The organism is Orbus sasakiae (assembly GCF_039542345.1).
Classification (GTDB): domain Bacteria; phylum Pseudomonadota; class Gammaproteobacteria; order Enterobacterales; family Orbaceae; genus Orbus; species Orbus sasakiae.
In genome coordinates, this window is sequence record NZ_BAABHY010000001.1 from 22,952 (window position 1) to 44,619 (window position 21,668).

General features: G+C 37.9%; 18 protein-coding genes. 8 read left to right on the plus strand and 10 right to left on the minus strand.

Translation table 11 applies throughout. The features are described from left to right. Positions 1 to 219: 219 nt before the first annotated feature. Together nrdB and nrdA are read right to left on the minus strand one after the other, a co-directional pair. On the minus strand, positions 220 to 1,350 hold the full coding sequence (nrdB, locus tag ABEA36_RS00080) for a class Ia ribonucleoside-diphosphate reductase subunit beta (RefSeq protein WP_345487443.1): 1,131 nt from the start codon (positions 1,348 to 1,350) through the stop codon (positions 220 to 222). Positions 1,351 to 1,492: 142 nt separating this feature from the next. Beyond that, entirely contained in the window at positions 1,493 to 3,775 is a 2,283-nt protein-coding gene (gene nrdA / locus ABEA36_RS00085) for a class 1a ribonucleoside-diphosphate reductase subunit alpha (protein ID WP_345487445.1), read from the minus strand. Between the two features lie 426 nt (positions 3,776 to 4,201). Here nrdA and ABEA36_RS00090 point away from each other — a divergent pair, with 426 nt between their 5' ends. From ABEA36_RS00090 to ABEA36_RS00105, 4 genes are read left to right on the plus strand one after another with little or no spacing between them, the layout of a single operon-like run. Beyond that, the gene (locus ABEA36_RS00090; RefSeq protein ID WP_345487447.1) at positions 4,202 to 4,825 is read left to right on the plus strand and encodes a CDP-alcohol phosphatidyltransferase family protein; all 624 of its coding nucleotides are present in this window, start codon (positions 4,202 to 4,204) and stop codon (positions 4,823 to 4,825) included. Next, complete coding sequence (locus ABEA36_RS00095; RefSeq protein ID WP_345487449.1) at positions 4,825 to 6,573, plus strand: bifunctional alpha/beta hydrolase/class I SAM-dependent methyltransferase; 1,749 nt, start codon at positions 4,825 to 4,827, stop codon at positions 6,571 to 6,573. The genes ABEA36_RS00090 and ABEA36_RS00095 overlap by 1 nt, the downstream gene beginning before the upstream one ends. Further along, a complete protein-coding gene (locus tag ABEA36_RS00100) occupies positions 6,573 to 7,886 on the plus strand; it encodes a phosphatase PAP2/dual specificity phosphatase family protein (RefSeq protein ID WP_345487451.1) in 1,314 nt (437 codons plus the stop codon). The genes ABEA36_RS00095 and ABEA36_RS00100 overlap by 1 nt, the downstream gene beginning before the upstream one ends. Continuing rightward, positions 7,876 to 8,337: a hypothetical protein gene (locus ABEA36_RS00105; RefSeq protein WP_345487453.1), complete on the plus strand. Its 462-nt coding sequence runs from the start codon at positions 7,876 to 7,878 to the stop codon at positions 8,335 to 8,337. The genes ABEA36_RS00100 and ABEA36_RS00105 overlap by 11 nt, the downstream gene beginning before the upstream one ends. Positions 8,338 to 8,369: 32 nt before the next feature. Here ABEA36_RS00105 and ABEA36_RS00110 read toward each other — a convergent pair whose 3' ends face one another. From ABEA36_RS00110 to ABEA36_RS00135, 6 genes are all read right to left on the minus strand, one after another. Then, positions 8,370 to 8,726, minus strand: coding sequence for a PTS glucitol/sorbitol transporter subunit IIA (locus ABEA36_RS00110; RefSeq protein ID WP_345487455.1), 357 nt, complete (start codon positions 8,724 to 8,726; stop codon positions 8,370 to 8,372). Positions 8,727 to 8,748: 22 nt separating this feature from the next. Beyond that, positions 8,749 to 9,777, minus strand: a complete 1,029-nt coding sequence (srlE, locus tag ABEA36_RS00115) for a PTS glucitol/sorbitol transporter subunit IIB (protein WP_345487457.1) — start codon at positions 9,775 to 9,777, stop codon at positions 8,749 to 8,751. A 9-nt stretch (positions 9,778 to 9,786) separates the two neighbouring features. Continuing rightward, complete coding sequence (gene srlA / locus ABEA36_RS00120; protein WP_345487459.1) at positions 9,787 to 10,308, minus strand: PTS glucitol/sorbitol transporter subunit IIC; 522 nt, start codon at positions 10,306 to 10,308, stop codon at positions 9,787 to 9,789. 52 nt (positions 10,309 to 10,360) lie between these two features. Further along, entirely contained in the window at positions 10,361 to 10,750 is a 390-nt protein-coding gene (locus ABEA36_RS00125; protein WP_345487461.1) for a transcriptional regulator GutM, read from the minus strand. A gap of 63 nt (positions 10,751 to 10,813) precedes the next feature. Continuing rightward, on the minus strand, positions 10,814 to 12,061 hold the full coding sequence (locus ABEA36_RS00130; protein WP_345487463.1) for an NAD(P)H-dependent oxidoreductase: 1,248 nt from the start codon (positions 12,059 to 12,061) through the stop codon (positions 10,814 to 10,816). Positions 12,062 to 12,249: 188 nt separating this feature from the next. Beyond that, on the minus strand, positions 12,250 to 13,200 hold the full coding sequence (locus tag ABEA36_RS00135; protein ID WP_345487465.1) for a sugar-binding transcriptional regulator: 951 nt from the start codon (positions 13,198 to 13,200) through the stop codon (positions 12,250 to 12,252). Between the two features lie 285 nt (positions 13,201 to 13,485). Here ABEA36_RS00135 and ABEA36_RS00140 point away from each other — a divergent pair, with 285 nt between their 5' ends. Further along, entirely contained in the window at positions 13,486 to 14,295 is an 810-nt protein-coding gene (locus ABEA36_RS00140; protein WP_345487467.1) for a MerR family transcriptional regulator, read from the plus strand. A 114-nt stretch (positions 14,296 to 14,409) separates the two neighbouring features. Next, complete coding sequence (locus ABEA36_RS00145; protein ID WP_345487469.1) at positions 14,410 to 15,240, plus strand: alpha/beta hydrolase family protein; 831 nt, start codon at positions 14,410 to 14,412, stop codon at positions 15,238 to 15,240. Between the two features lie 101 nt (positions 15,241 to 15,341). On the opposite strand, the gene ABEA36_RS00150 is transcribed toward ABEA36_RS00145, so the two are convergent. Then, positions 15,342 to 18,377: an autotransporter domain-containing protein gene (locus tag ABEA36_RS00150; RefSeq protein WP_345487471.1), complete on the minus strand. Its 3,036-nt coding sequence runs from the start codon at positions 18,375 to 18,377 to the stop codon at positions 15,342 to 15,344. 224 nt (positions 18,378 to 18,601) lie between these two features. After that, on the minus strand, positions 18,602 to 19,816 hold the full coding sequence (locus tag ABEA36_RS00155; RefSeq protein WP_345487473.1) for a pyridoxal phosphate-dependent aminotransferase: 1,215 nt from the start codon (positions 19,814 to 19,816) through the stop codon (positions 18,602 to 18,604). Positions 19,817 to 19,958: 142 nt separating this feature from the next. Between ABEA36_RS00155 and ABEA36_RS00160 the strand changes: the two genes are divergently transcribed. After that, positions 19,959 to 20,228 (plus strand): ACT domain-containing protein, encoded by a 270-nt coding sequence (locus tag ABEA36_RS00160; protein ID WP_345487475.1) that lies wholly within the window; start codon positions 19,959 to 19,961, stop codon positions 20,226 to 20,228. A 22-nt stretch (positions 20,229 to 20,250) separates the two neighbouring features. Then, positions 20,251 to 21,606 carry a PFL family protein gene (locus tag ABEA36_RS00165; RefSeq protein WP_345487477.1) on the plus strand — a complete coding sequence of 452 codons (1,356 nt, stop codon included), beginning with the start codon at positions 20,251 to 20,253 and terminating at the stop codon, positions 21,604 to 21,606. Positions 21,607 to 21,668 lie beyond the last annotated feature (62 nt).

Genomic DNA, 21,668 nt, shown 5'->3' on the forward strand with positions numbered 1-21,668 from the left:
CAAAACCTAAGTAAAACCTAATGCTAGGATCGACTTAGTCCGTTTTTAAGCATATTTAGATTATCACTTAACATCAACAAATGCAATTTCATTGTAAATATAAATTAAGATATATTTACAATTATGATTTTTTATTTCTAACTACATGTTATTTATCATTAAAATAATTTTAATCATTATGTAATAGATAAAATGCAATTACATTTATTTACATTTTGATTACAATTTAAAGTCACTTAAATCATCTTCGTTAATTTCAGAATCAATTTGACCCACTAAGTAGGAGCTCATTTCGGCTTCTTGTGGTGCAACTTGAACGTTATCGGATACTAACCAGTTATTAATCCATGGAATTGGATTTGATTTTGTTTTAAATGGTAATGTTAAGCCAACCGCTTGCATACGGATATTGGTGATGTATTCGATATATTGACATAAAATGTCTTTATTTAATCCAATCATTGAACCACCAGAGAACAGATATTCAGCCCATTCTTTTTCTTGGTTAGCAGCTTTTAAAAATAGATCATATGCTTGTTGTTCACACTCTTTAGCAATGTGTTCCATTTCAGGATCATCTTCACCACTGCGAAGGGTATTTATCATAAATTGTGTACTGGTTAAATGCAGTGCTTCATCGCGGGCAATTAATTTAATAATTTTTGCATTACCTTCCATCAGTTCACGTTCAGCAAACGCAAATGAACACGCAAAACTGACATAAAAACGAATCGCTTCAAGTGCATTAACACTCATCAAACACAGATAAAGTTTTTTCTTTAATTCACGCATATCAATGTTGATGGTTTTACCATTTACTTCGTGTTTACCAAGACCTAATAAGTTGTAGTAACTTGAGTATTCAATCAAATCATCATAATAACCGGCAATATCGGTTGCGCGTTTTTTGATCTCTTCGTTAGTGACAATATCATCAAATACGATTGATGGATCATTTACGATATTACGAATAATGTGTGTGTAAGAGCGTGAATGAATGGTTTCAGAGAATGACCAGGTTTCAACCCACGTTTCGAGTTCGGGAATTGAAATCAATGGTAATAAGGCAATATTTGGACTACGACCTTGAATCGAATCTAATAATGTTTGGTATTTTAAATTGCTAATAAAAATATGCTTTTCGTGTTCAGGTAACGCTGCATAATCGATACGATCTTGGGAAATATCCACTTCTTCGGGGCGCCAGAAGAAGGATAATTGTTTTTCGATGAGCTTCTCAAACATTTCGTATTTTTGTTGATCATAACGGGCTACGTTTACCGGTTGACCTAAAAACATGGGTTCTTTGAGCTGATCATTATGTGTTTGAGAAAAAATAGTATAACTCATTATGAGATCCTCAATGGTTAAAGTTTTGTTATAGCTGATTCCTTACTTGCGTATTGACGCAAGGGTAGGATGAATACACCGTTTTTATCATCCTACCTTACAGCCTATTTATTGTTATTAAATTCACCGAATATTTGACGAATTAAATCTTACAAGCACCGCCTTCACATCCATCATCAGAGGCAATCGTAATATCGCCTTGGATATCATCTGCACCATCGCGTGTATTGTGATAGTAAAGTGTTTTAACACCATATTTATAAGTCGTTAAGAGATCCGCCAATAACTGTTTCATTGGGACCTTGTCATTTGGGAATTTGGTTGGGTCATAGTTTGTGTTTGCTGAAATCGATTGATCAACAAACTTTTGCATAATCCCAACTAATTGTAAGTACCCGGTATTGTTTGGAATCTGCCAAAGTAGTTCATAAAACTGTTTTAGCGTTTCATATTCCGGTACAACTTGTTTCAAAATCCCATCTTTAGAGGCTTTAACACTGACATATCCACGAGGTGGTTCGATACCATTTGTTGCATTAGAAATCTGTGATGATGTTTCTGATGGCATTAACGCCGATAATGTTGAGTTACGCAGACCATGCACTTTAATGGATTCACGTAATGCTTCCCAATCATACTGTAGTGTTGATTTCACAATATCATCAAGATCACGTTTATAAGTATCAATTGGTAAAATACCTTGTGCATAGGTCGTTTCACTAAAGAGTGGACACGCCCCTTTTTCCATCGCTAATTCATTTGATGCTTTAAGTAGGTAGTATTGCATTGCTTCAAAAGTACGATGCGTTAAATTATTGGCACTACCATCAGAGTATTTCACGCCATGTTTAGCTAAGTAATAGGCATAGTTAATCACACCAATTCCTAGTGTACGGCGGTTTAGTGATGACGTTTTGGCCGCAGGAACAGGATAATCTTGGTAATCAAGTAAAGCATCTAATGCACGAACAGCCAGTCTTGCTAACTCTTCAAAATCATCTAATGACTCAATTTTACCTAAGTTAAACGCCGATAGCGTACATAAAGCAATTTCACCCGTTTCATCATTAATGTTATTTAGTGGTTTAGTAGGTAATGCAATTTCCATACATAAGTTAGACTGGCGAACCGGTGCAACTTGCGCATTAAATGGACTGTGTGTATTGCAGTGATCGACGTTTTGGATATAAATTCGACCTGTTGAAGCACGTTCTTGCATTAATAATGCGAACAGCTCAACGGCTTTGACTTCACGTTTACGAATTGTTTTATCTGCCTCATATTTAGCATATAAACGTTCAAATTCATCTTGATCAGCGAAGAATGCATCATAAAGTCCAGGTACATCAGAAGGACTAAATAGCGTAATATTTTCACCTTTAATCAAACGTTGATACATCAATTTATTGATTTGGACGCCATAGTCTAAGTGTCGCACACGGTTTTCTTCAACGCCGCGGTTATTACGTAAGACTAATAAGCTTTCAACTTCTAAATGCCACAGTGGGTAAAACACCGTCGCAGCGCCGCCACGGACACCACCTTGCGAACAGGATTTAACGGCCGTTTGGAAGTATTTATAAAAAGGAATACATCCAGTATGGAATGCTTCACCACCACGGATTGGACTTCCTAATGCACGAATTCTTCCTGCATTGACACCGATACCGGCACGTTGTGACACATATTTAACAATCGCACTGGCGGTCGCATTAATTGAATCTAAACTATCATCACATTCAATTAAAACACAGGAACTGAACTGACGAGTAGGCGTTCTTACGCCAGCCATGATTGGGGTTGGTAGCGAGATTTTAAATGTCGAAATCGCATCATAAAAACGTTTTACATAATCAAGGCGTGTTTCTTTTGGATAATTCGCAAATAAGCACGCAGCCACGAGGATATATAAAAATTGTGCGCTTTCATAAATTTCACCGTTAACACGGTTTTGTACAAGGTATTTACCTTCTAACTGTTTAACCGCTGCGTATGAAAACGTCATATCGCGCCAATGGTCAATAAATTGATCCATTTGGTTAAATTCATCTTCGCTATAGTCGATAAGCAGATGTTTATCGTAACGACCTGCCTCAACTAATTTTTTAACATGTGGATAAAGTTTTGGGGGTTCAAATTGACCATATGCTTTTTTACGTAAATGGAAAATAGCAAGACGTGCAGCTAAATATTGGTAATCAGGCGCATCTTGAGAAATCAAATCAGCTGCCGCTCTGATAATCGTTTCATGAATATCAGCAGTGCGAATACCATCATAAAACTGAATATGCGATCGCAATTCAACTTGTGAAACTGATACATTATTTAGGCCTTCAGCTGCCCAATCAATGACTCGGTGAATTTTATCAAGGTCGATCGGTTCTTTATGACCATCGCGTTTGGTAACTAACATAGATTTATTCATGACTCTTATCCATAAAGTACTTTTTAAAGAAGACATATGATAATTGATCTTAATCAAAAAATACAATATGTAGTGGCTATTAATTTAACTGATAACTATATGTAGTGTTTTAATTCAGATGAGAGGGATCGCAGCAGCATTTTGGCTGTAAACCTTTAATCACGGAGAAGGTCGCAAGTTAGGTAAGATAATTTTTACACTATATTTATAGGTGATGACAATAATTTAACGAAACTCAAAGAGCACAATTTCACTATTTTGCGTTGTGAAGCTAAAAATGAGCCTCTCAATAAAGTGCGGCTAAAATATATTGAAATCCTGCCAGTGTGTAAACCATTTTCTCTCTATCAAATTAATCAGATTTACATTACTATTTTTACTTTACATTCGCTATTTGCTTACTACTTATTATAATAAGGATAATTTATGCTTTCTGTTTATCAGTTAAAACCGCGTTTTCAAGCGTTGTTAAGACCATGGGTAAAAAAACTTTATCAGCATTCGATTACCGCAAATCAAGTCACAATAGTAGCATGTTTAGGTTCATTATTTATTGCCATTGTTGTGATTTGGCTATTACCTAATTTACTCATATTATGGCTTATCCCATTGTGGATGTTTATTCGTATGGCTTTAAATGCGATTGATGGAATGTTAGCGCGTGAATATAAACAAAAATCAAATTTAGGTGTTTACTTAAATGAGCTTTGTGATGTGATTTCTGATAGTGCGTTATTTTGTATTCTTATTTACTTACCTGATACCCATTTATTGTTTGTCGTTATATTAATTATACTTTCATTACTAAGTGAATATGCTGGTGTTCTTGGCCCATTTATTGGTGTTTCCCGACGTTATGATGGGCCGATGGGCAAGAGTGATCGTGCCGCTATACTTGGCTTGGTTAGTATTGGATTAGCATTGGGTTGGTTACCCACAATGTGGTTAAATAGCATTCTTATTGTTGTAATGATCTTACTTGGTGTAACAATTATAAATAGGGTAAGATTCGCATTGAAAGAACATAATAAAAAAGGAATGGATGAATAATGTACCAAGAACAACAAAAAGAATTTACAAGTTTCGATGGATCCAATATTTTTTATCGGCATTGGCAATCAGAGCAACGTTTACAAAAAAAACGTGCAATTATTTTATTTCATCGAGGACATGAACATTCAGGTCGAATTGCTCATTTAGTTGATGAACTGGGTCTTGATGACTTCCAATTTTTTGCTTGGGATGCACGAGGTAATGGGTTATCGCCAGGTGAGCGGGGGGATGCTGTTAATTTTGCGGTTTTAGTTCGTGATGCTCACTGCTTTGTTGAACATATTAAGCAAACATATGGCTTTGAAGAGCAAGATTTAGCGATTATTGGTCAAAGTGTTGGCGCGGTAATTGCGGCAACATTGATCCATGATTATGTGCCCAAAGTCCGTGCATTAGTATTAGCTTCTCCGGCCTTTAGAGTGAAGTTGTATGTGCCTTTTGCCTTTTTTGGCTTGAATTTACTTTATAATGTTCGCGGTAATTTTTTTGTTAACAGTTATGTCAAACCCAAATTATTAACGCATGATAATCAGCGCATTGAATCATTTAAGTCAGATCCTTTAATTACTCGTCCTATCTCAGTAAGGGTATTATTAGACCTGTTTTCTACATCAAAACGTGTTGTCAAAGATGCTCAAGCCATACAGACCCCTACACAATTATTTGTATCCGGTTCTGACTATGTGGTTCGTAAAAAACCACAGAAGCAATTTTTTAATCATTTAAGTTCAGCCAATAAAGAATACCATGAGATGCCGGGATTTTATCACGATACATTAGGTGAAAAAGATCGTCATATTGTGACTGAGCATATCCGACGATTTATATCAGCCAGTTTTGCAACTGAGCCTTATACCCCGTCTTTACTTAATGCCGATAAAGTTGGTTTTACTTGTGTAGAAGCTGCGAAATTGGCGCAACCCGTCACGAATATCTTTAAAAAAGCCTATTGGAAAATGGTCAGAGCGACACTGAAATATTCGAGTAAGCTCTCGACGGGCATTAAATTGGGTTTTGATACCGGATTTGATTCCGGTAGCACATTAGATTATGTATACCATAATCAAGCTGCTGGTCAAACCAATTTTGGGCAATTTATTGATTTTCTGTATTTACAATCAATAGGTTGGCGGGGAATTCGTCAACGTAAAAAGCATATTGAAGAACTTTTAACGTTAACGGTCGAGCAGATGAATCAACAAAATGAGTGTATCAATATTGTTGATATCGCAGCGGGACATGGTCGCTATATTTTAGATGCGATTAGCCAATTAAAACAGTTACCTCATTGTGTTTTATTAAGGGATTACAGTGATATTAATATCAGTAAAGGCCAGTCACTTATTGAATCAAAAGGATTAGCAAACCTTGTTCGGTTTGAAAAAGGTGATGCTTTTAACCGACAAGAGCTCGCTTCGTTACCCGTAAAGCCGACACTCGCAGTCGTATCTGGGTTATATGAGCTGTTTAGTGATAATCATCTGATTATGGATTCTTTAACAGGGCTTGCTGAACGTATGGATGAAGGAAGTTATTTAATTTATACGGGTCAGCCATGGCATCCACAATTAGAATTTATTGCACGAGCATTAACTAGCCATCGTGATGGTCAAGCTTGGGTTATGCGGCGTCGAACACAGCTTGAAATGGATCAATTGGTCGAGTCTGCCGGGTTTCGTAAAATAGAGACAAGAATTGATCAGTGGGGCATTTTTACGGTTTCCGTTGCGAAGAGGATCTGTTAGTGTTTTTGCCACGACAAACGGGTTTATGGCGTTATTCGATTTTTTATCTCATCGTATTAAGTATTTTCTTTTTTAGTACTTACGGCTTTGCTAATTGGGTTACCGCATTACGAAGTGACGTTGGAACAGCCGTGTTTAATTGGGAAAAACAGATTCCACTATGGCCATGGACAATTATTCCTTATTGGTCAATTGACTTATTTTATGGATTTGCAATATTACTGGCTCGGACCAAATTAGAACTCAATAATTTAGTTAAACGGCTGTTTACTGCTCAGTTTATTTGCATTATTGCTTTTTTATTATGGCCACTGATGTTTTCATTCCAACGCCCAATATTAGACGGTTACTTTGGGATGCTGTTTGATATCCTTATGGGCTTTGATAAACCGTATAACCAAGCACCATCTTTACATATTACATTATTAGTTATCTTGTGGGCCTTTTATGTGCAACACCTGAAAGGTTGGCTGCGCTATTTTTTACACCTATGGTTTAGCCTAATTGGTATTTCAGTGCTAACTACATGGCAGCATCACTTTTTAGATGTGCCTTTAGGGGCTTTAACGGGAGCAATATGTGTTTGGTTATGGCCAGCTGATCGTATGTCAATTTTCTATAAACCGATTTATCCTAAGCAGTGGCGATGGGCGACACTGTATTTCGTTAATATGGTTATCTCTGTCATTATTGCTTATTGGCTAGGTGGTTGGGCTTTATGGTTACTGTGGCTAAGTGCGGCCTTGGCGATTGCGACGCTAAGTTATGGTATTATTGGTGCTAATGGTTTTCAAAAACAAAAAAGCGGTCAGTTTGAACCGGTCGTTGGAGGGTTATTATTACCCTATCGATGCATTATGCGCATAAATTCACAACTTTGGACTCGTGGGCAGCCAGCATTTAATCATGTTGTCGATAATCTTTATATCGGTAAATTACCGACTAAACGGCTTTTCACATTGCATCCATTTGCAGCTGTTATTGATTTATGTGCTGAACTTGCGGTACCAGTTTTAAAAACACATTATACCCTGATTCCTGTTTTAGATATGACTGTACCTTCAATTGAAGATTGTAAAAAAGGCGTTCAAGCAATTGATGCCGCACGACATGATGGTGATATTTTGGTTTGTTGTGCCTTGGGCTATTCACGCAGTGCAACGATAGTTTTAGCTTGGTTATTGGTTCGAGGGTTTGCAAACAATGTTGAACAGGCTATAGCAATATTAAAAAAAGCGAGACCACATGTTGTTATCAATGATAAACATCTCAATGTACTCAACCAATGGGAAAGGCTAATTAATGAAAAATAGACAAGACAATGATGAAATCAATTTTGCAATAATGTGTGCGTTATTAAAACAAGGCCGTCATATTGATATAACTGCATCCATAATTTTGATTTTTACTGTGTTGCAATTACTTTTTAGTGTCACCTCATTTACCCCGCCCAACCCAATCTGGTTAAGTGGATTGTTTTGTCTATTATTTTGGTTAATTCAAAAATATTATGCAATACGCGTCTCTATCGATTACATATTATTTAGTTTCTTAACTAAAAATCACACTCAAACCGATGATTACGTTAATTCACTTGACGCGTCATTGATTAATCTCGGATTGATGAAAAATAAAAATCAGCGCACGATAAACGCTCGTCAAAAAGGTGCATTTAATTTATTAAAAAAGCAGCTAACCGCATTTATACTTCAGGTCATTGCATGGTTAGTTTATTTAATGGGAATGATTGTTATTGCTCACTAGCGGGAATGTCTCCCGACTAGTGAGTTTTCGGATTATGGTAAAAGGTGAATGGTATCACCGACATTGAGTTGTGGAAAAATTGTCGGCTCAACTTCAACTGCACCAGGAAGGAGTCCATCTTCATTTGATTTAAAGTAGATGGAAACATGACCCAGTTCTTCAAAGTTTTTATTAGCCTCACTACCCACTTGTTTGATGGTGTAAGTCTGGTTACCCAGTTTGATTTTAGCTCCCTCAATTAATGATTCAGTCGGGTGTTCCTTAAATTCATGGATAACGCAAATTTCGCGTAAATCAGGTGTTGCCATTGGTCCAAATAGAATAATTACGTTTTCTTCTTCAAATTCGGCAACAATCGGGCCAATTTCGGTAATAACGCTATGAGCCATATTTTTATTCCTTTTATATGATTTAATACATACCAATACTAAATATCCAAGCAACAACAACGGCAAGCACGCCAGTTATCATTCGACTATATAATACTGCCGGGACCCCATATTGGACGGTTTTCGGTTTGGCTTCGCCTAATGATAAACCTACCGGAATAAAGTCACATCCTGCTTGTGCATTGATAGCAAAAAGTGCCGGTAGTGCATAAGCAACCGGAATTGCACCGATTGCAATTTGTGAGCCAATAAGAACGCCGATGACTTGCGCAATCACAGCGCCCGGCCCTAGTATAGGGGATAAAAAAGGTAAACTACAAATGAAAGCAATGGCCATCATGCCCCATAATGAGCCCGCTAATGGCGATAAGGTTGTCGCTATTGCCGTACCGATACCCGTGTAATTAATGATCCCAATTAGCATACTAATAAAGGCCATAAATGGAATAATATTTTTGATCAGCATGTCAGTTGAATCACGGCCAGCTTGATAAAAAATACCCATTGCTTTACCAATCCCTCTCGATAGCGTAATCAAAAAACCGTTATTTTCAGTCTGACGGTTTTGTGCTTTTATGTTGGCATATTTTTCTTTGAATTTTTGTCGATCCAAAATTGCATCATCATCTTCTTTTGGCGCATTCTCTTCGATTTGCGTATTTGCCTGAGATTGTTCATGGGCCTGTTCCTTTAGCAAAATATTTTCTGGTCTCACGCCAGAAACAAACAGTGCTTCGGTAATATGCTTTGCTAATGGACCACTTGGTGCTGATGGAATGACATCCACCGTTGGGATTTTTTTCATTGGATAAACCCCAATTCGCGCAGTGCCGCCACAATCAATTACTGCACACATAATTTCATCTTCTGCAATGGCATTTTTAAATCCATCAACGGCTTCCCCGCCTGATAATTCAGCAATTTTAGCCGCAACCGGATGAATACCGCCGCCAGTGACGGATAAGACTTTATTGCGTTTGTCTGTTGGAGTCAGTGTTAAACCAGTTCCCCAGCCTCCTTGGCCTTTTTCAACTAGAATTGTTTTATACATAACAAGCTCCTATAGATTTTCTTTTCGCATTAAAAACTTCGTAATAAATTCGGTAATAATACCGCGCATTAAGATGATAACGATACCCGCCAAGAAATAGCGTACCGATAGGCTAGAAAGACTAAAACCAGCCTCCATTACTCCATTTGCAATGCCTAAAAAGACAAACAGTTCACCCGCATTGGCATAGGGGAACAGGCCTGTCACAGGATGAAGGAATGAGACGACAGAATCATAAAATGCGGGTTTTTGTTCCTCTTTTACGAATCGTCCAAAGGTATAAGCCATTGGATTCGTTAGCATTAACACCGATAAAATTGGCATTAAACTATAACGTAATAGCATATTTTTGGCTGAAAACTGAATTGCACGGGTGACACGTTGTTCACCGATAAAGGCGATAAGTGAATAGGTGAAGGTTAATAAGACGATTAATAGTGGGACAATTCCGGTAATAAAACCGATAAAAACTTGTCCGCCGGCTTGGAATAAACCAATAAAATGTGTTCCAAACCATTCAATATATTCCATTGTTGACTCCTTTTTTGTATAACGACAAGAATTTAATGAATGAGACTAATAGTTAGCCTGATACAACGGCACTATTAGCGGTTTTTACGATTGCTTTTTCCCATAGGGAAAGCTTTCTGATTGCTTGCTCTTGCGCAAATTTATCTATCATTTGCACTAGATTTTGATGCTGAAATTTGGTTTGCGATTTAAATTTTGCAAACACCGATTTACCTTGTAGTGTATGGCACTCTTGAATTGTTTTATTCCCATCGATGACGATAATGGCAATTGCACTGGCACCAAAAAATCGTCGTTCCATGGTTGAATATAAATGGTAGTGTTGAAAGCCTGCATATTTTGTTGTTATTTTGTGCATGAAGCTTTGGTAATAACGGATCTGAATAAAACTGAGTATGGACTGCAAGATAAAAATAGCGCTGGCAACAAGCACGATTTCCATGATAGTGAGCTCCTAAATTTAATGATAAAACAAGGGCTGCTATGGGGTAGCAGCCCATCACCGTTAACTAAACACTTCGTCTTGCAGTTTGCGTAGTTTCCAAACTGTGGTTGTTTCATCTAATGACACATCGTCTTCGGTAATAAAGGTACCTTTAGCTATATCGCGTTTAGCAACAACATTGCCGCTGATTAAACCAATTGGGATATGACCATTTTTTTTCATATCTTGATGTGTTTCAAGCACTCCTCGAACACAAAAACCGCCAATACCATCGAGTCGTTCGCCCGCTTTTATGACTTTTTTGGTCACCGCGACAGTTTCCGAAACAGGTGCTCCGCGAGGAACAATGGCCGTGTCATGATTTAAAATTGCTTTAGCGATTGTCATTGGTGTTTCAAGGCTAGCAAGATGGAAGGGACGATAAAGAATGTGATGATCACGCTCGCCTTTTTTCATGAGGTAACTGAGTTCATGACGAACATTCTCATTTTGGCCTTTGACGATCACAAAAATCCCTGGCGCTAACCCATCAACATATTCAACCACGCCAAATTGATTTAATATGCCACCATTTTCTTTGGTGTTTAAATCGTGTAAGACGGAGTCAAGATCGCCTTTGATACCGTGCATTCCAACAACATCTGGTACAAATCCCATTGCATTAGAAAGGAGATTCATTTCTGCCATGGTTTTCGTGCCGTCTTGGAAAGCGGCTAGCATATGATCTGCCATACCTTTAGATAACGCTTCTGCTCTTGCTGTTTCAGGGTTAGCATCAATTTGTAATTTATTATTTTTACCTTTCCCGACGACTAAAACTTCCATCCCCATCGATTTAGCAAATTCATACATCTCTAAAGTGGCTGCAGGTTCATCACCATCTGAACCGGTATAAATGAGATCGGCGGCTTTAAATAATTTATACATTAATGGGCCGATAGTAATATCAATTTCAACGTTTAGAAGGACTAAATGCTTCTTGGCTAAGAGGGTTTCTAACGCAATTTTAGCGCCGACTTCAGGAACGCCCGTTGCATCAACAATAATTTCAACGTGGTTTGAATTAATAATCTCTTTAAAGTCATTGGCAATCAAAATATCGATTTTCTTTTCTGCGCTCGCATTGTAAGCATCGGCCGCTTTTTGTGCGGCACTCAGATTAATGTCACTAATTCCCGTGACACTCATACCAGGAATCGTTGCGATTTGGGCTATCATGCCGGCACCCATTTGACCTGCTCCAATAACACCGACTTTAATGGGGTTGTTATTTTCTTCTCTTTCTAACAATTGTTTGTATATGGTCATCTTTGTTATCTCCGCATTTAAATAATTGATTATTTTTTATCATCTTATTTTTAAAGATAAGTTTTTTTTCATTTAAGATCCAGTATCAAATCTCAAATTTATGACATATGTCACATATATCGACAAATGTTATGTTTTTGTTTTGAGCAAAAAAAAGCTGCCGAAGCAGCTAAAATAACCGTTAGAATTCATTTATGTGTCACATTAAGAATATATTCGGCCATTTTATCCGTAATAATGATAATATTGAGCAGTTCTGCTTTGAGTGCAGCATGTAAAGCTTGTTCTTTGTTATTGCCGCCGACAATTGCAACAACGGTCGGGATTTTCTTTAGCTCTGCTAAGCTCAATCCAATCACATGTTCATTGAGCGGACAGTTTGCTTCTTTACCATCCGCCGTGTAAAAATGAGAGTTTGAATCGCCAACAACATCGTAATAGCGCAGTTCTTCAACATCCTTATCGGTTATATAGCCAATCTCTTTCATGGTGTTTTGCCCATAAGGGCTTGAAATACCGACAATAGCCATATCAACCGTTTTGCCTTCATTAAGCACCTCATTGATGTATTTGTTGTTGCAAAGGTCATGCTTCATCGCTTTGTCTTCAACCAATGCTGGGGCGTAAAGGTATTTACAATTACACTGCATTTTCTTTTTTAGGTCATAACAGATTTGGTTTGAGTGCAAGTCAATCTCATCGGCGCCCATGCCACCAATTAAGGGGACGATGGTGAGGTCTTTATGATTAAAATAGGGGAACTCATTGGCAAATTTACGGATTGTTTTACCCCATGAAATCCCCAATTTGTTAATTTTTGCAATACGTTTACTTAATGAATACGCTGCTTTTTTGGCGAGTGAATTTAAAATTTCTTCTTCAGAAAGATTGTGAGTTGAAATCACAATGGCTTCATCAAGACCAAATTTTATTTCTAATTTCTGTTCTAACTCGACGGTATGTGCGGTTTCATCTTTAATAAAAATTTCAACGATACCAAGGTCTTTAGCATCTTGTAATTTTTTTGAGATAATTGAACGAGATATGCCAATTTTTTGGGCTATTTGGGCTTGTGTCCAACCATATTGGTAATACCACGTTGCAATTTTAACCAGGTCGCGTTTTTCTTCCCATTTCATGAGTGTTCTCCTGTCAAAATATCTACAAAAATGACAATTGTTATAATTAAAAGCAAATGATTAATGCATTGTAGCATACTTATAGTGTGACCTAAAATGTGTTATCTATCAGATTGTTGTACATTTTTTTTGATTGTTATTTTGATCACAGATTCAGACGTCGAAACAATAGGGTTGGGAAAATGATAATTCATCGATTATCTGTTATTTGCAGCTTGACTTTCGCCTTACACTAACATTTATACTCAAGTCAAATTTTACGATGAAGTGCATGAGGAATGATATATGATAAGCATTGGCGAATTTTCAAAGATTACCACTGTCACAACAAATACCTTACGTTATTACGACGAAATTGGGTTGCTTAAGCCTGTTTATGTTAACCAAGAAAACGGCTACCGTTACTACGATATTAGACAATTGAAAACAATGTTGTTGATTAGCAAGCTAAAGCAATATCGCTTTTCATTAGATGAGATTGCAAAACTCATACAGCCACCTATAGATAATCAGCAGTTACTGATTTTGATCCAACAAAAACAACACGATATTCAGCAAAAAGTTGCGCATTATGCGTCTATTTTGCAGCAAATTGATCAAGATATTTATTATTTAACAAACGGAGGTAACATCATGTCTTATTTAGATAACATTAGTGTTCAATTAGTTGATTTTAAAACCATTAATATTTTTTCTTTACGATTAGAAATGAGTTTAAATGAATTTGGTCAAAACATGGCTAAATTATATCAAACCGTGTTAGACCAAAAATTAACAGTGGTGGGTGCACCAATGACCTTTTATCATGACAGAGAATTCAATCCGGCAGCATTCGATGCCGAGATTGCTATACCGGTCAAAGAGTCTGTTACTGGTACACATCAATTTGACGGTCGACCCTGTGCGATGGCAAAATTAATTGGGCCTTATTCAGCGCTGTCATCAGTCTATACCAAAATTATGCAATGGATTGATGCACAAGGCTATAAGATTTCATCAGCACCGTTTGAAATTTACTTAACCGATCCCAATCACACGCCAGCTAATCAAAATATTACGGAAGTGTATTTCCCGATTGTTAAGCAAACACACTAAACGTTGTTAGTATAGCATTGCAAGAAATGGCATTTAAAGTTGATTGCTAATATTGAGAAGTATCGTTAATTGTGTTGCAATAGCGTATCTTTTCTTTATTAGCAAACGCGATTTATGATACACCCTGCTGTTTATATAATTTTTATCGGTGGCGCCGCTGATAAAGAGTCTTTTTTATGGGGAAACATCGACTTACCTTTTACGCATCTATGGCCCCATCATACCATTGGCGCATTAGCGGCGTCTTTTGAAAAGGAGCTTAGTGCTCGGTTTGAACACCCCATTGAAACAGAAAAAGCATTGTATTATAAAATTGATTATTTGAGTTATACCGACGTTTTTTTTGAAGAATTAAAAGATGTTGACCCAACGCAAGCCGTGTCAGTCGAACCTATTGATGAACGCTATAAACAGATCAAAAAAAATATTGGTCAACAGACGAAAGTCTATATTGTTGGGCATAGTCTGGGTGGCTGGAATGGGGCTCACCTTTCTTCGATTTTGTCCAAATCTGGCGTTGATGTCGAATATTTGATTACCTTAGATCCTGTCGGAACCGGTAATCATGAAGTGTCGTTCATTAGTCCATTAATGAAAAAAGCACAAATTTATCGTCATGAGCCGATGCCGATAGCAAAAAATTGGTTTAATGTACAAGCTCGACATATTGATGTAGCTAAAAAACAGATGGTTGGGTTACTCGAAGATTGGGTCGCTTGGGCTGGTGGTCAATGGCTGATTAACCAACATTATAGTATGGTCGGTCAACAAGTATGTGAAAAAACCAATTTTTCACATAAAGAAGCCCTTGAAATGTTTACTTATCGAACAAAATTAGGGCATTCCCCTCACGAATATCTATTAGATGCGGTTGTTAAAACCATGAAACAACGTAAACGTCAGCGGTATAATCCTGTTTTTTGGTTTAGGCATCGTTATGATTAACATAGCTCGTCTTATCCGTAGGTGAGTTGTTGTCGTACATTAAGACGCAACCCTATAAAAATATTGGCTTGCGTCTATTTAAATCGTTACATCATTGCAAATCAAAATGCCCAATTTATTCCTAGGTTTAGGCTATTATCTTTAATATTTTTAGACCAGAATCCATTGTAACCCAGTACAAATTCAAGATTATCGTCAGTTTTAAGAGCTAAATGACTTTTTAATATTACCCCATCGCGTGCTGCAGAAGTACTATTAACGGTAAAGGTGGATGTCCCTGCATTAAAACCTAAACGGCTATCTCGTTCTAAATTTCCATACTGATGTTGCCAAGCCAATTCGTTCCTAAACAAGGTGTTAAGTGTTGGTGTGATTGACCATTTAGCATCAAAGCGAACGCCTTGCGTCGATAAAAGAATATTATCATGCTGTTTATTCGTCATTAATGCGGCAGAGGCTTGACCTTCATTGAAGCCATCGGTTTGAATATTGACGTAAGCAACATTGATAAAGGGTTCAAGCTTGAGTTGTTGCATGTCAATATTATAACTCAGCTCGGTAAACAGTTGTCTTGATTGTGCATGATAATTTGGCGAAAAGTGAACTGGCGTGGCTAAATCGTATTGAACCGTTCTGCTTGCATCAATCTTATGCCAAGAATACATACCGCCGATTTTCATAATCCACTGATGATATTGATGGCTAGCATACAAACCAAGATGGTAGTTATTGAGATCTGCACTTGCACTTCCATGGGCTTTGACGGAGCTACGCGTATAACCTGTTGAGATACCGAATACACTTTGATTATCTTCAGTGAGTTTATCTAATCCTAATAGAACACCATACGTTTTTGAGTTATATCCGTGTGCATTGTTATCGCCATTGGTATGTCCCCACGTGCTGAGTAATCTGATCCATGCACCATGATGGTTTTGTTTGACTTCCGCAAAATCCACCTCACCGGTTTTTTGCCGTAAGCGTTGGTTAAGTGTATCGCGTAAATGGCGACTGTCGTTGAATAATGACGATGTGATATCCGCATACAGTTGGCCATCGAGTTGTTGGTAAGCTGCTCGAACAGCATTTTGTGAACTTGCTAATAAAATTTCTTCATATAAAGGATTGTCTGATGCTAACTGATTTATGGCTTGTGCTACGTTTCGTTGGTTGCTGGTTTGAGCAATATCGCTAAATGCTGTGCTATTACGCTGTAGCTGCATAGTGACATTGTTAGTGTTGTAACTTAATGTGGGCTCAATAAAAAGGTAATCAGGTGGTGAATAGGTAAATTGACCCTCGATACCTTGCGAGGCCGTCAGCAGGGTATAATTTTGATCAAATAGAGACCGGTAAGTTCTGCTGTTACCTGTATTACTTGATGTGGTTGTCAAATTGAGTTTTAATTGACTGCCCTCAATTGTCGCTTTACCATTTGATTCAACGCGACCATGAATGCCATCAACTTGATAAACGGCATTGGGTGCTAAATGAAGGTCACCGTTTATCGTTAAAACATGATTCACTGATGGTGCAGCAAGTACACCCGCAGCATCAACATTTAGCGTTCCTACCGTGCCGTTACCTTTTAACATTGCTCCGTCTTTAACCGTTACGGCTGAGTCACCGTGATAACCACTCACAATCAACGTCCCTTCGCTGATATCGGTAGTACCATTAAAACTATTTTGCCCACTTAATTCTAAGGTTCCGCTACCCTTTTTTTCAAAATGTCCACTACCGCCAATATTATTATTCCATACATCATAGGCACTTAACCCACCTTGACTTGCATCCATCGATATGGATACATTGCCATTAAAAGCGCCATACCCTCCTCCCGCATCAAATAAGTTGATTCTTGCCCAACCCGAGCCATTGTCTAAAGCATGTCCTGATTCAATTTCTGTCGTTGCTAAAACGTCTCTGCGCTGATCTGCGGTTAAATAGGGAAATCGCGTTGCAATCAGGATTTCAGCGCCTTCTGGGACGACGGGTGCAAGGTCAGTTGCGCCAATGGGGGATAACCCATAAGTCATACGCCAAAGGTAATCGGCACGATCTTGTTCGGTGGTATCGGTTTGTGTTGCATTATCGTTTGCCGAGCAATCCGCAATTGTCGCATTACAGCCTTGTTCAAGCATATTTTTTAAGTCATTACGTGCATTGACCATCAATTGTTGAAAATCATCACTAGTGGTAATTTTATTACCAAATAAGCCTTTGATATCTTGATTAAGGTATTCTGGGTTATTGTTGAGAATTTGTGCAAGTGTATAGGTGGTCATAATTCTGGCGCCAATAACATCTAACGCATAGTGAACGCCCAGTGTCACACGACTGTTACCGTATTGTGAACCACGTAATACAAAGTTTTGATATCGTTCTGGCACAAGTTGGGCAAAGAGTGTCGTACTGGCGAAACCAAAGGCAGAATGACCACTAGGAAAAGACGCATTATTTTTTACTGTCGGTAAAATCGCGGTGGCACTATCGGTTTGAACACCAAAAAAGTCGTTACCGGTAAAACTGTCAATACTTGAGGGGGAAACTTGTACTGGTCTTGAATTACCCACACTATTTTTATTCTCGTCTAATGGGTGATAAGCTTCATCATACACATTAAATATTCCGCTATCGGGTAAATCAATCCCCTCGGCTTGATTTGCAGGTTTGCCATCAGTACTGCCGTTAGCTAAATAATTTTTTGCAAAACTTGAATCAATTTGGATGAGTGCATTCACTTGAGAAAAAAGCTTAGCAAAGCTGGGTGAAAAGGTTGTTGAAGAGTAATCTTTTTGATTAATACTATTTTGTGAAAAATAGATGTGACTCATTGTCGGGCCTAACGCATCTGCGACTAATAAACCGTTATTCATTGAACCGATCAACGCGATAATAGTATTGTCGTAGATGGCTTGTTCACGTTGTGCATCACTTGAATTATTATTGACAGCGATGGAGACGGCTAAGTTTTCTTGTAGTAAATTGCGACCGGCTTCACTGTTATTGAGTAAACTAAAATCAGTAATCAGTTCGGTCGCTTTGATGGTTCTGTTATCGAGTGCAAAACTCGATTGAGCAAGACTGAGTAAAATTAAACTTGTTGTTAATTTAACAAAAACGCGAGATGTCATGATAATCGATAACCTTATTGTCGGTGATGAAATGAGCAATAAGTTAACAATCAATTGTGACACTATTATTAAAAAAATGTGACAGTAATATTAAAAGAAAGGATGAAATTTGAACGATTTTATACGGCTTATTTTAGGTGTAATTTAAAGATGATAATTATTAAAGAGATATGAAAGCATATATAAAAAAGAGGCTCATTTTGTGAGCCTCATATTTTTTATTTTTATTGACGATAATTGGACAAGAAGCGAGCAAAGCGCTGAATTGCATCGTCAAGTTCACCTGTATGGGGTAGGGCAACGATTCGCACATGATCAGGTTTATGCCAGTTAAATCCGGTTCCTTGTACAAGTAAGACTTTTTCTTGCAGTAAAAAATCGAGCACTAATTTTTGGTCATTATGCAAATTAAACTTTTTCATATCTAATTTCGGGAACAAATACAGTGCACCTTGTGGTTTAGTACACGAGACACCAGGAATATCATTTAACATTTTCCAAGCTATCATACATTGGTCATAAAGACGTCCACCAGGTTTAATGAACTCATTAATACTTTGGTAGCCACCTAATGCAGCTTGAATAGCATGTTGAAGAGGAACATTAGCACATAAGCGCATTGATGCTAGCATATTCAGTCCTTCAATATAGCCTTTTACGTGTTTTTTAGGCCCACATAAAGCCATCCAACCTTGTCTAAAACCGGCCGCACGATAGGTTTTGGATAAACCACTCATGGTCACAACAAACAGATCCGGTGCTAAGGCGGCGATTGAGTGATGCACCGCATCATCATATAAAATTTTATCGTAAATTTCGTCAGCAAAAATGATAAAATTGTGTTGACGAGCAAGCTCAGCAATTTCAAGTAAATTCTCTTTACTATAAACAGCACCGGTTGGGTTATTTGGATTAATAATCACTAACCCTTTGGTTCTTGGTGTGATTTTTTTCTTAATATCTTCTAAATCAGGCTGCCAGTCTTGTTCTTCATCACAAACATAGTGAACGGCACTACCGCCAGACAAACTGATTGCAGCCGTCCAAAGTGGGTAATCAGGCATCGGGACTAAAATTTCATCACCAGTATTGAGTAAAGCTTGCATACATTGTACGATCAGTTCAGAGACACCATTACCAATGTAAATATCTTCCACATCAAGGTTTTGGATACCACGAGCTTGATACATTTGCATAATTGCTTTGCGTGCAGAGTATAAACCTTTTGAGTCACAATAACCTTGTGATGTCGGTAAATTACGAATGACATCTACAAGCAATTCATCAGGGGCATCAAAACCAAATGGGGCGGGATTACCTATATTAAGCTTAAGAATTTTTTGACCTTCTTCCTCAAGTTTTTTTGCATAATCGAGAATAGGGCCGCGAATATCGTAACAAACGTGCTCTAATTTATTTGATTTTTCAAATGACACCATAATTATTGACCTTTATATGGAAAATATCGCTATAATTTTTTTGATAAACCAATCTACTCCTATTTAGATAATTTTTGAAGATGTTATTATAGTTGGCTGACAAATATTTTTTAACTTGTATAAATTTTGCACGGAGAATTTAATGAAAACCATTTTGACTGTGATAGGTAAAGACCAAACTGGGATTATTGCTGGCGTAAGTCAAAAGCTATATGAACTTAACATCAATATTTTGGATGTAACACAAACCATCATGGGGGATTACTTTACGATGATTATGTTACTGGATTTATCAAAAATCGATGTCTCTTTTGAAGAAGTAAAAAATACGTTAATTCAAACTGGCGATAACTTAAACGTTAAAGTGAACATTCAACGTGAAGAAATTTTTGATGCGATGCATCGTTTATAATCTCATTTAAAGGTATTTTATAATGGAAACTAAGCAGATCCTTGAAACGATCAAAATGATCGAGGAAGAAAAACTCGATATTCGTACCATTACAATGGGAATTTCATTACTGGATTGTATTGATAGCGATGGCGTTAAAGCTCGCCAAAAAATTTATGACAAGATTACACGTCTAGCCGGTAATTTGGTTAAAGTAGGTGAAGATATTTCATCTGAGTTCGGGATCCCAATTATCAATAAACGTATCTCCGTCACGCCGATTTCATTAATTGCAGGCGCAAGTGATGATAAAGATTATGTTGAATTTGCAAAGACTCTCGATGCGGCTGCCAAAGCGGTTGGCGTTAACTTTATTGGTGGTTTTTCTGCATTAGTGCAAAAAGGGTTTCATAAGGGCGATAAAATTTTAATCGACTCAATTCCTAAAGCATTAGCTGAAACAGAACGTGTTTGTTCATCGGTTAACGTGGGCTCAACCCAAACAGGCATTAACATGGATGCCGTCAAACGTATGGGTGAAATCATTAAAGAAGCTGCTGCGTTAACGGCGGATAATAACAGCATGGCATGTGCTAAATTAGTGGTTTTTGCCAATGCCGTTGAAGATAATCCATTTATGGCGGGGGCATTTCATGGGGTCGGTGAAGCTGACTGTGTGATAAATGTTGGCGTCAGTGGGCCTGGCGTTGTAAAACGTGCACTTGAGAAAGTAAAAGGCGAGTCTTTCGATGTTGTTGCTGAAACCATCAAGAAAACGGCGTTTAAAATTACGCGTATGGGGCAATTAGTTGGTAAAGAAGCCTCTGAACGTCTAGGCGTACAATTTGGTATTGTCGACTTATCATTAGCACCAACACCTGCCATCGGTGATTCGGTTGCGCATATTCTCGAAGAAATGGGCCTTGAAGTGGTCGGTACTCATGGTACGACGGCTGCGCTCGCGATGCTAAACGATGCCGTTAAAAAAGGTGGCGTGATGGCTTGTGGCCACGTCGGTGGGTTAAGTGGTGCTTTTATTCCTGTTTCTGAAGATGCCGGAATGATTGATGCCGTTAATAAGGGTTCATTAAACCTTGAAAAGTTAGAAGCCATGACGTGTGTTTGCTCCGTCGGACTCGACATGATTGCGATTCCGGGAGATACACCCGCTGAAACTATTTCGGCGATTATTGCAGATGAAGCGGCAATTGGTGTGATTAACCATAAAACAACAGCGGTTCGTATTATTCCTGCGGCGGGTATGAAAGTGGGTGATAATGTTGAGTTTGGTGGTTTATTAGGTCATGCCCCAATCATGCCAGTCAATAAATTTAGTTCAGCTGATTTTATTCGACGTGGTGGACGTATTCCTGCGCCGATTCATTCATTTAAGAACTAATTTAACACGCAATACAGGGTATCATTGGATACCCAAATCATCGATGCTAGTGAGCAAATGTG

Bases quoted from the DNA above. Each gene is read 5' to 3' on its own strand.
- nrdB (WP_345487443.1), bottom strand. From the start codon at position 1,350: ATGAGTTATACTATTTTTTCTCAAACACATAATGATCAGCTCAAAGAA.
- nrdA (WP_345487445.1), bottom strand. From the start codon at position 3,775: ATGAATAAATCTATGTTAGTTACCAAACGCGATGGTCATAAAGAACCG.
- ABEA36_RS00090 (WP_345487447.1), top strand. From the start codon at position 4,202: ATGCTTTCTGTTTATCAGTTAAAACCGCGTTTTCAAGCGTTGTTAAGA.
- ABEA36_RS00095 (WP_345487449.1), top strand. From the start codon at position 4,825: ATGTACCAAGAACAACAAAAAGAATTTACAAGTTTCGATGGATCCAAT.
- ABEA36_RS00105 (WP_345487453.1), top strand. From the start codon at position 7,876: ATGAAAAATAGACAAGACAATGATGAAATCAATTTTGCAATAATGTGT.
- ABEA36_RS00110 (WP_345487455.1), bottom strand. From the start codon at position 8,726: ATGGCTCATAGCGTTATTACCGAAATTGGCCCGATTGTTGCCGAATTT.
- srlE (WP_345487457.1), bottom strand. From the start codon at position 9,777: ATGTATAAAACAATTCTAGTTGAAAAAGGCCAAGGAGGCTGGGGAACT.
- srlA (WP_345487459.1), bottom strand. From the start codon at position 10,308: ATGGAATATATTGAATGGTTTGGAACACATTTTATTGGTTTATTCCAA.
- ABEA36_RS00125 (WP_345487461.1), bottom strand. From the start codon at position 10,750: ATGGAAATCGTGCTTGTTGCCAGCGCTATTTTTATCTTGCAGTCCATA.
- ABEA36_RS00130 (WP_345487463.1), bottom strand. From the start codon at position 12,061: ATGACCATATACAAACAATTGTTAGAAAGAGAAGAAAATAACAACCCC.
- ABEA36_RS00135 (WP_345487465.1), bottom strand. From the start codon at position 13,200: ATGAAATGGGAAGAAAAACGCGACCTGGTTAAAATTGCAACGTGGTAT.
- ABEA36_RS00140 (WP_345487467.1), top strand. From the start codon at position 13,486: ATGATAAGCATTGGCGAATTTTCAAAGATTACCACTGTCACAACAAAT.
- ABEA36_RS00145 (WP_345487469.1), top strand. From the start codon at position 14,410: ATGATACACCCTGCTGTTTATATAATTTTTATCGGTGGCGCCGCTGAT.
- ABEA36_RS00150 (WP_345487471.1), bottom strand. From the start codon at position 18,377: ATGACATCTCGCGTTTTTGTTAAATTAACAACAAGTTTAATTTTACTC.
- ABEA36_RS00155 (WP_345487473.1), bottom strand. From the start codon at position 19,816: ATGGTGTCATTTGAAAAATCAAATAAATTAGAGCACGTTTGTTACGAT.
- ABEA36_RS00160 (WP_345487475.1), top strand. From the start codon at position 19,959: ATGAAAACCATTTTGACTGTGATAGGTAAAGACCAAACTGGGATTATT.
- ABEA36_RS00165 (WP_345487477.1), top strand. From the start codon at position 20,251: ATGGAAACTAAGCAGATCCTTGAAACGATCAAAATGATCGAGGAAGAA.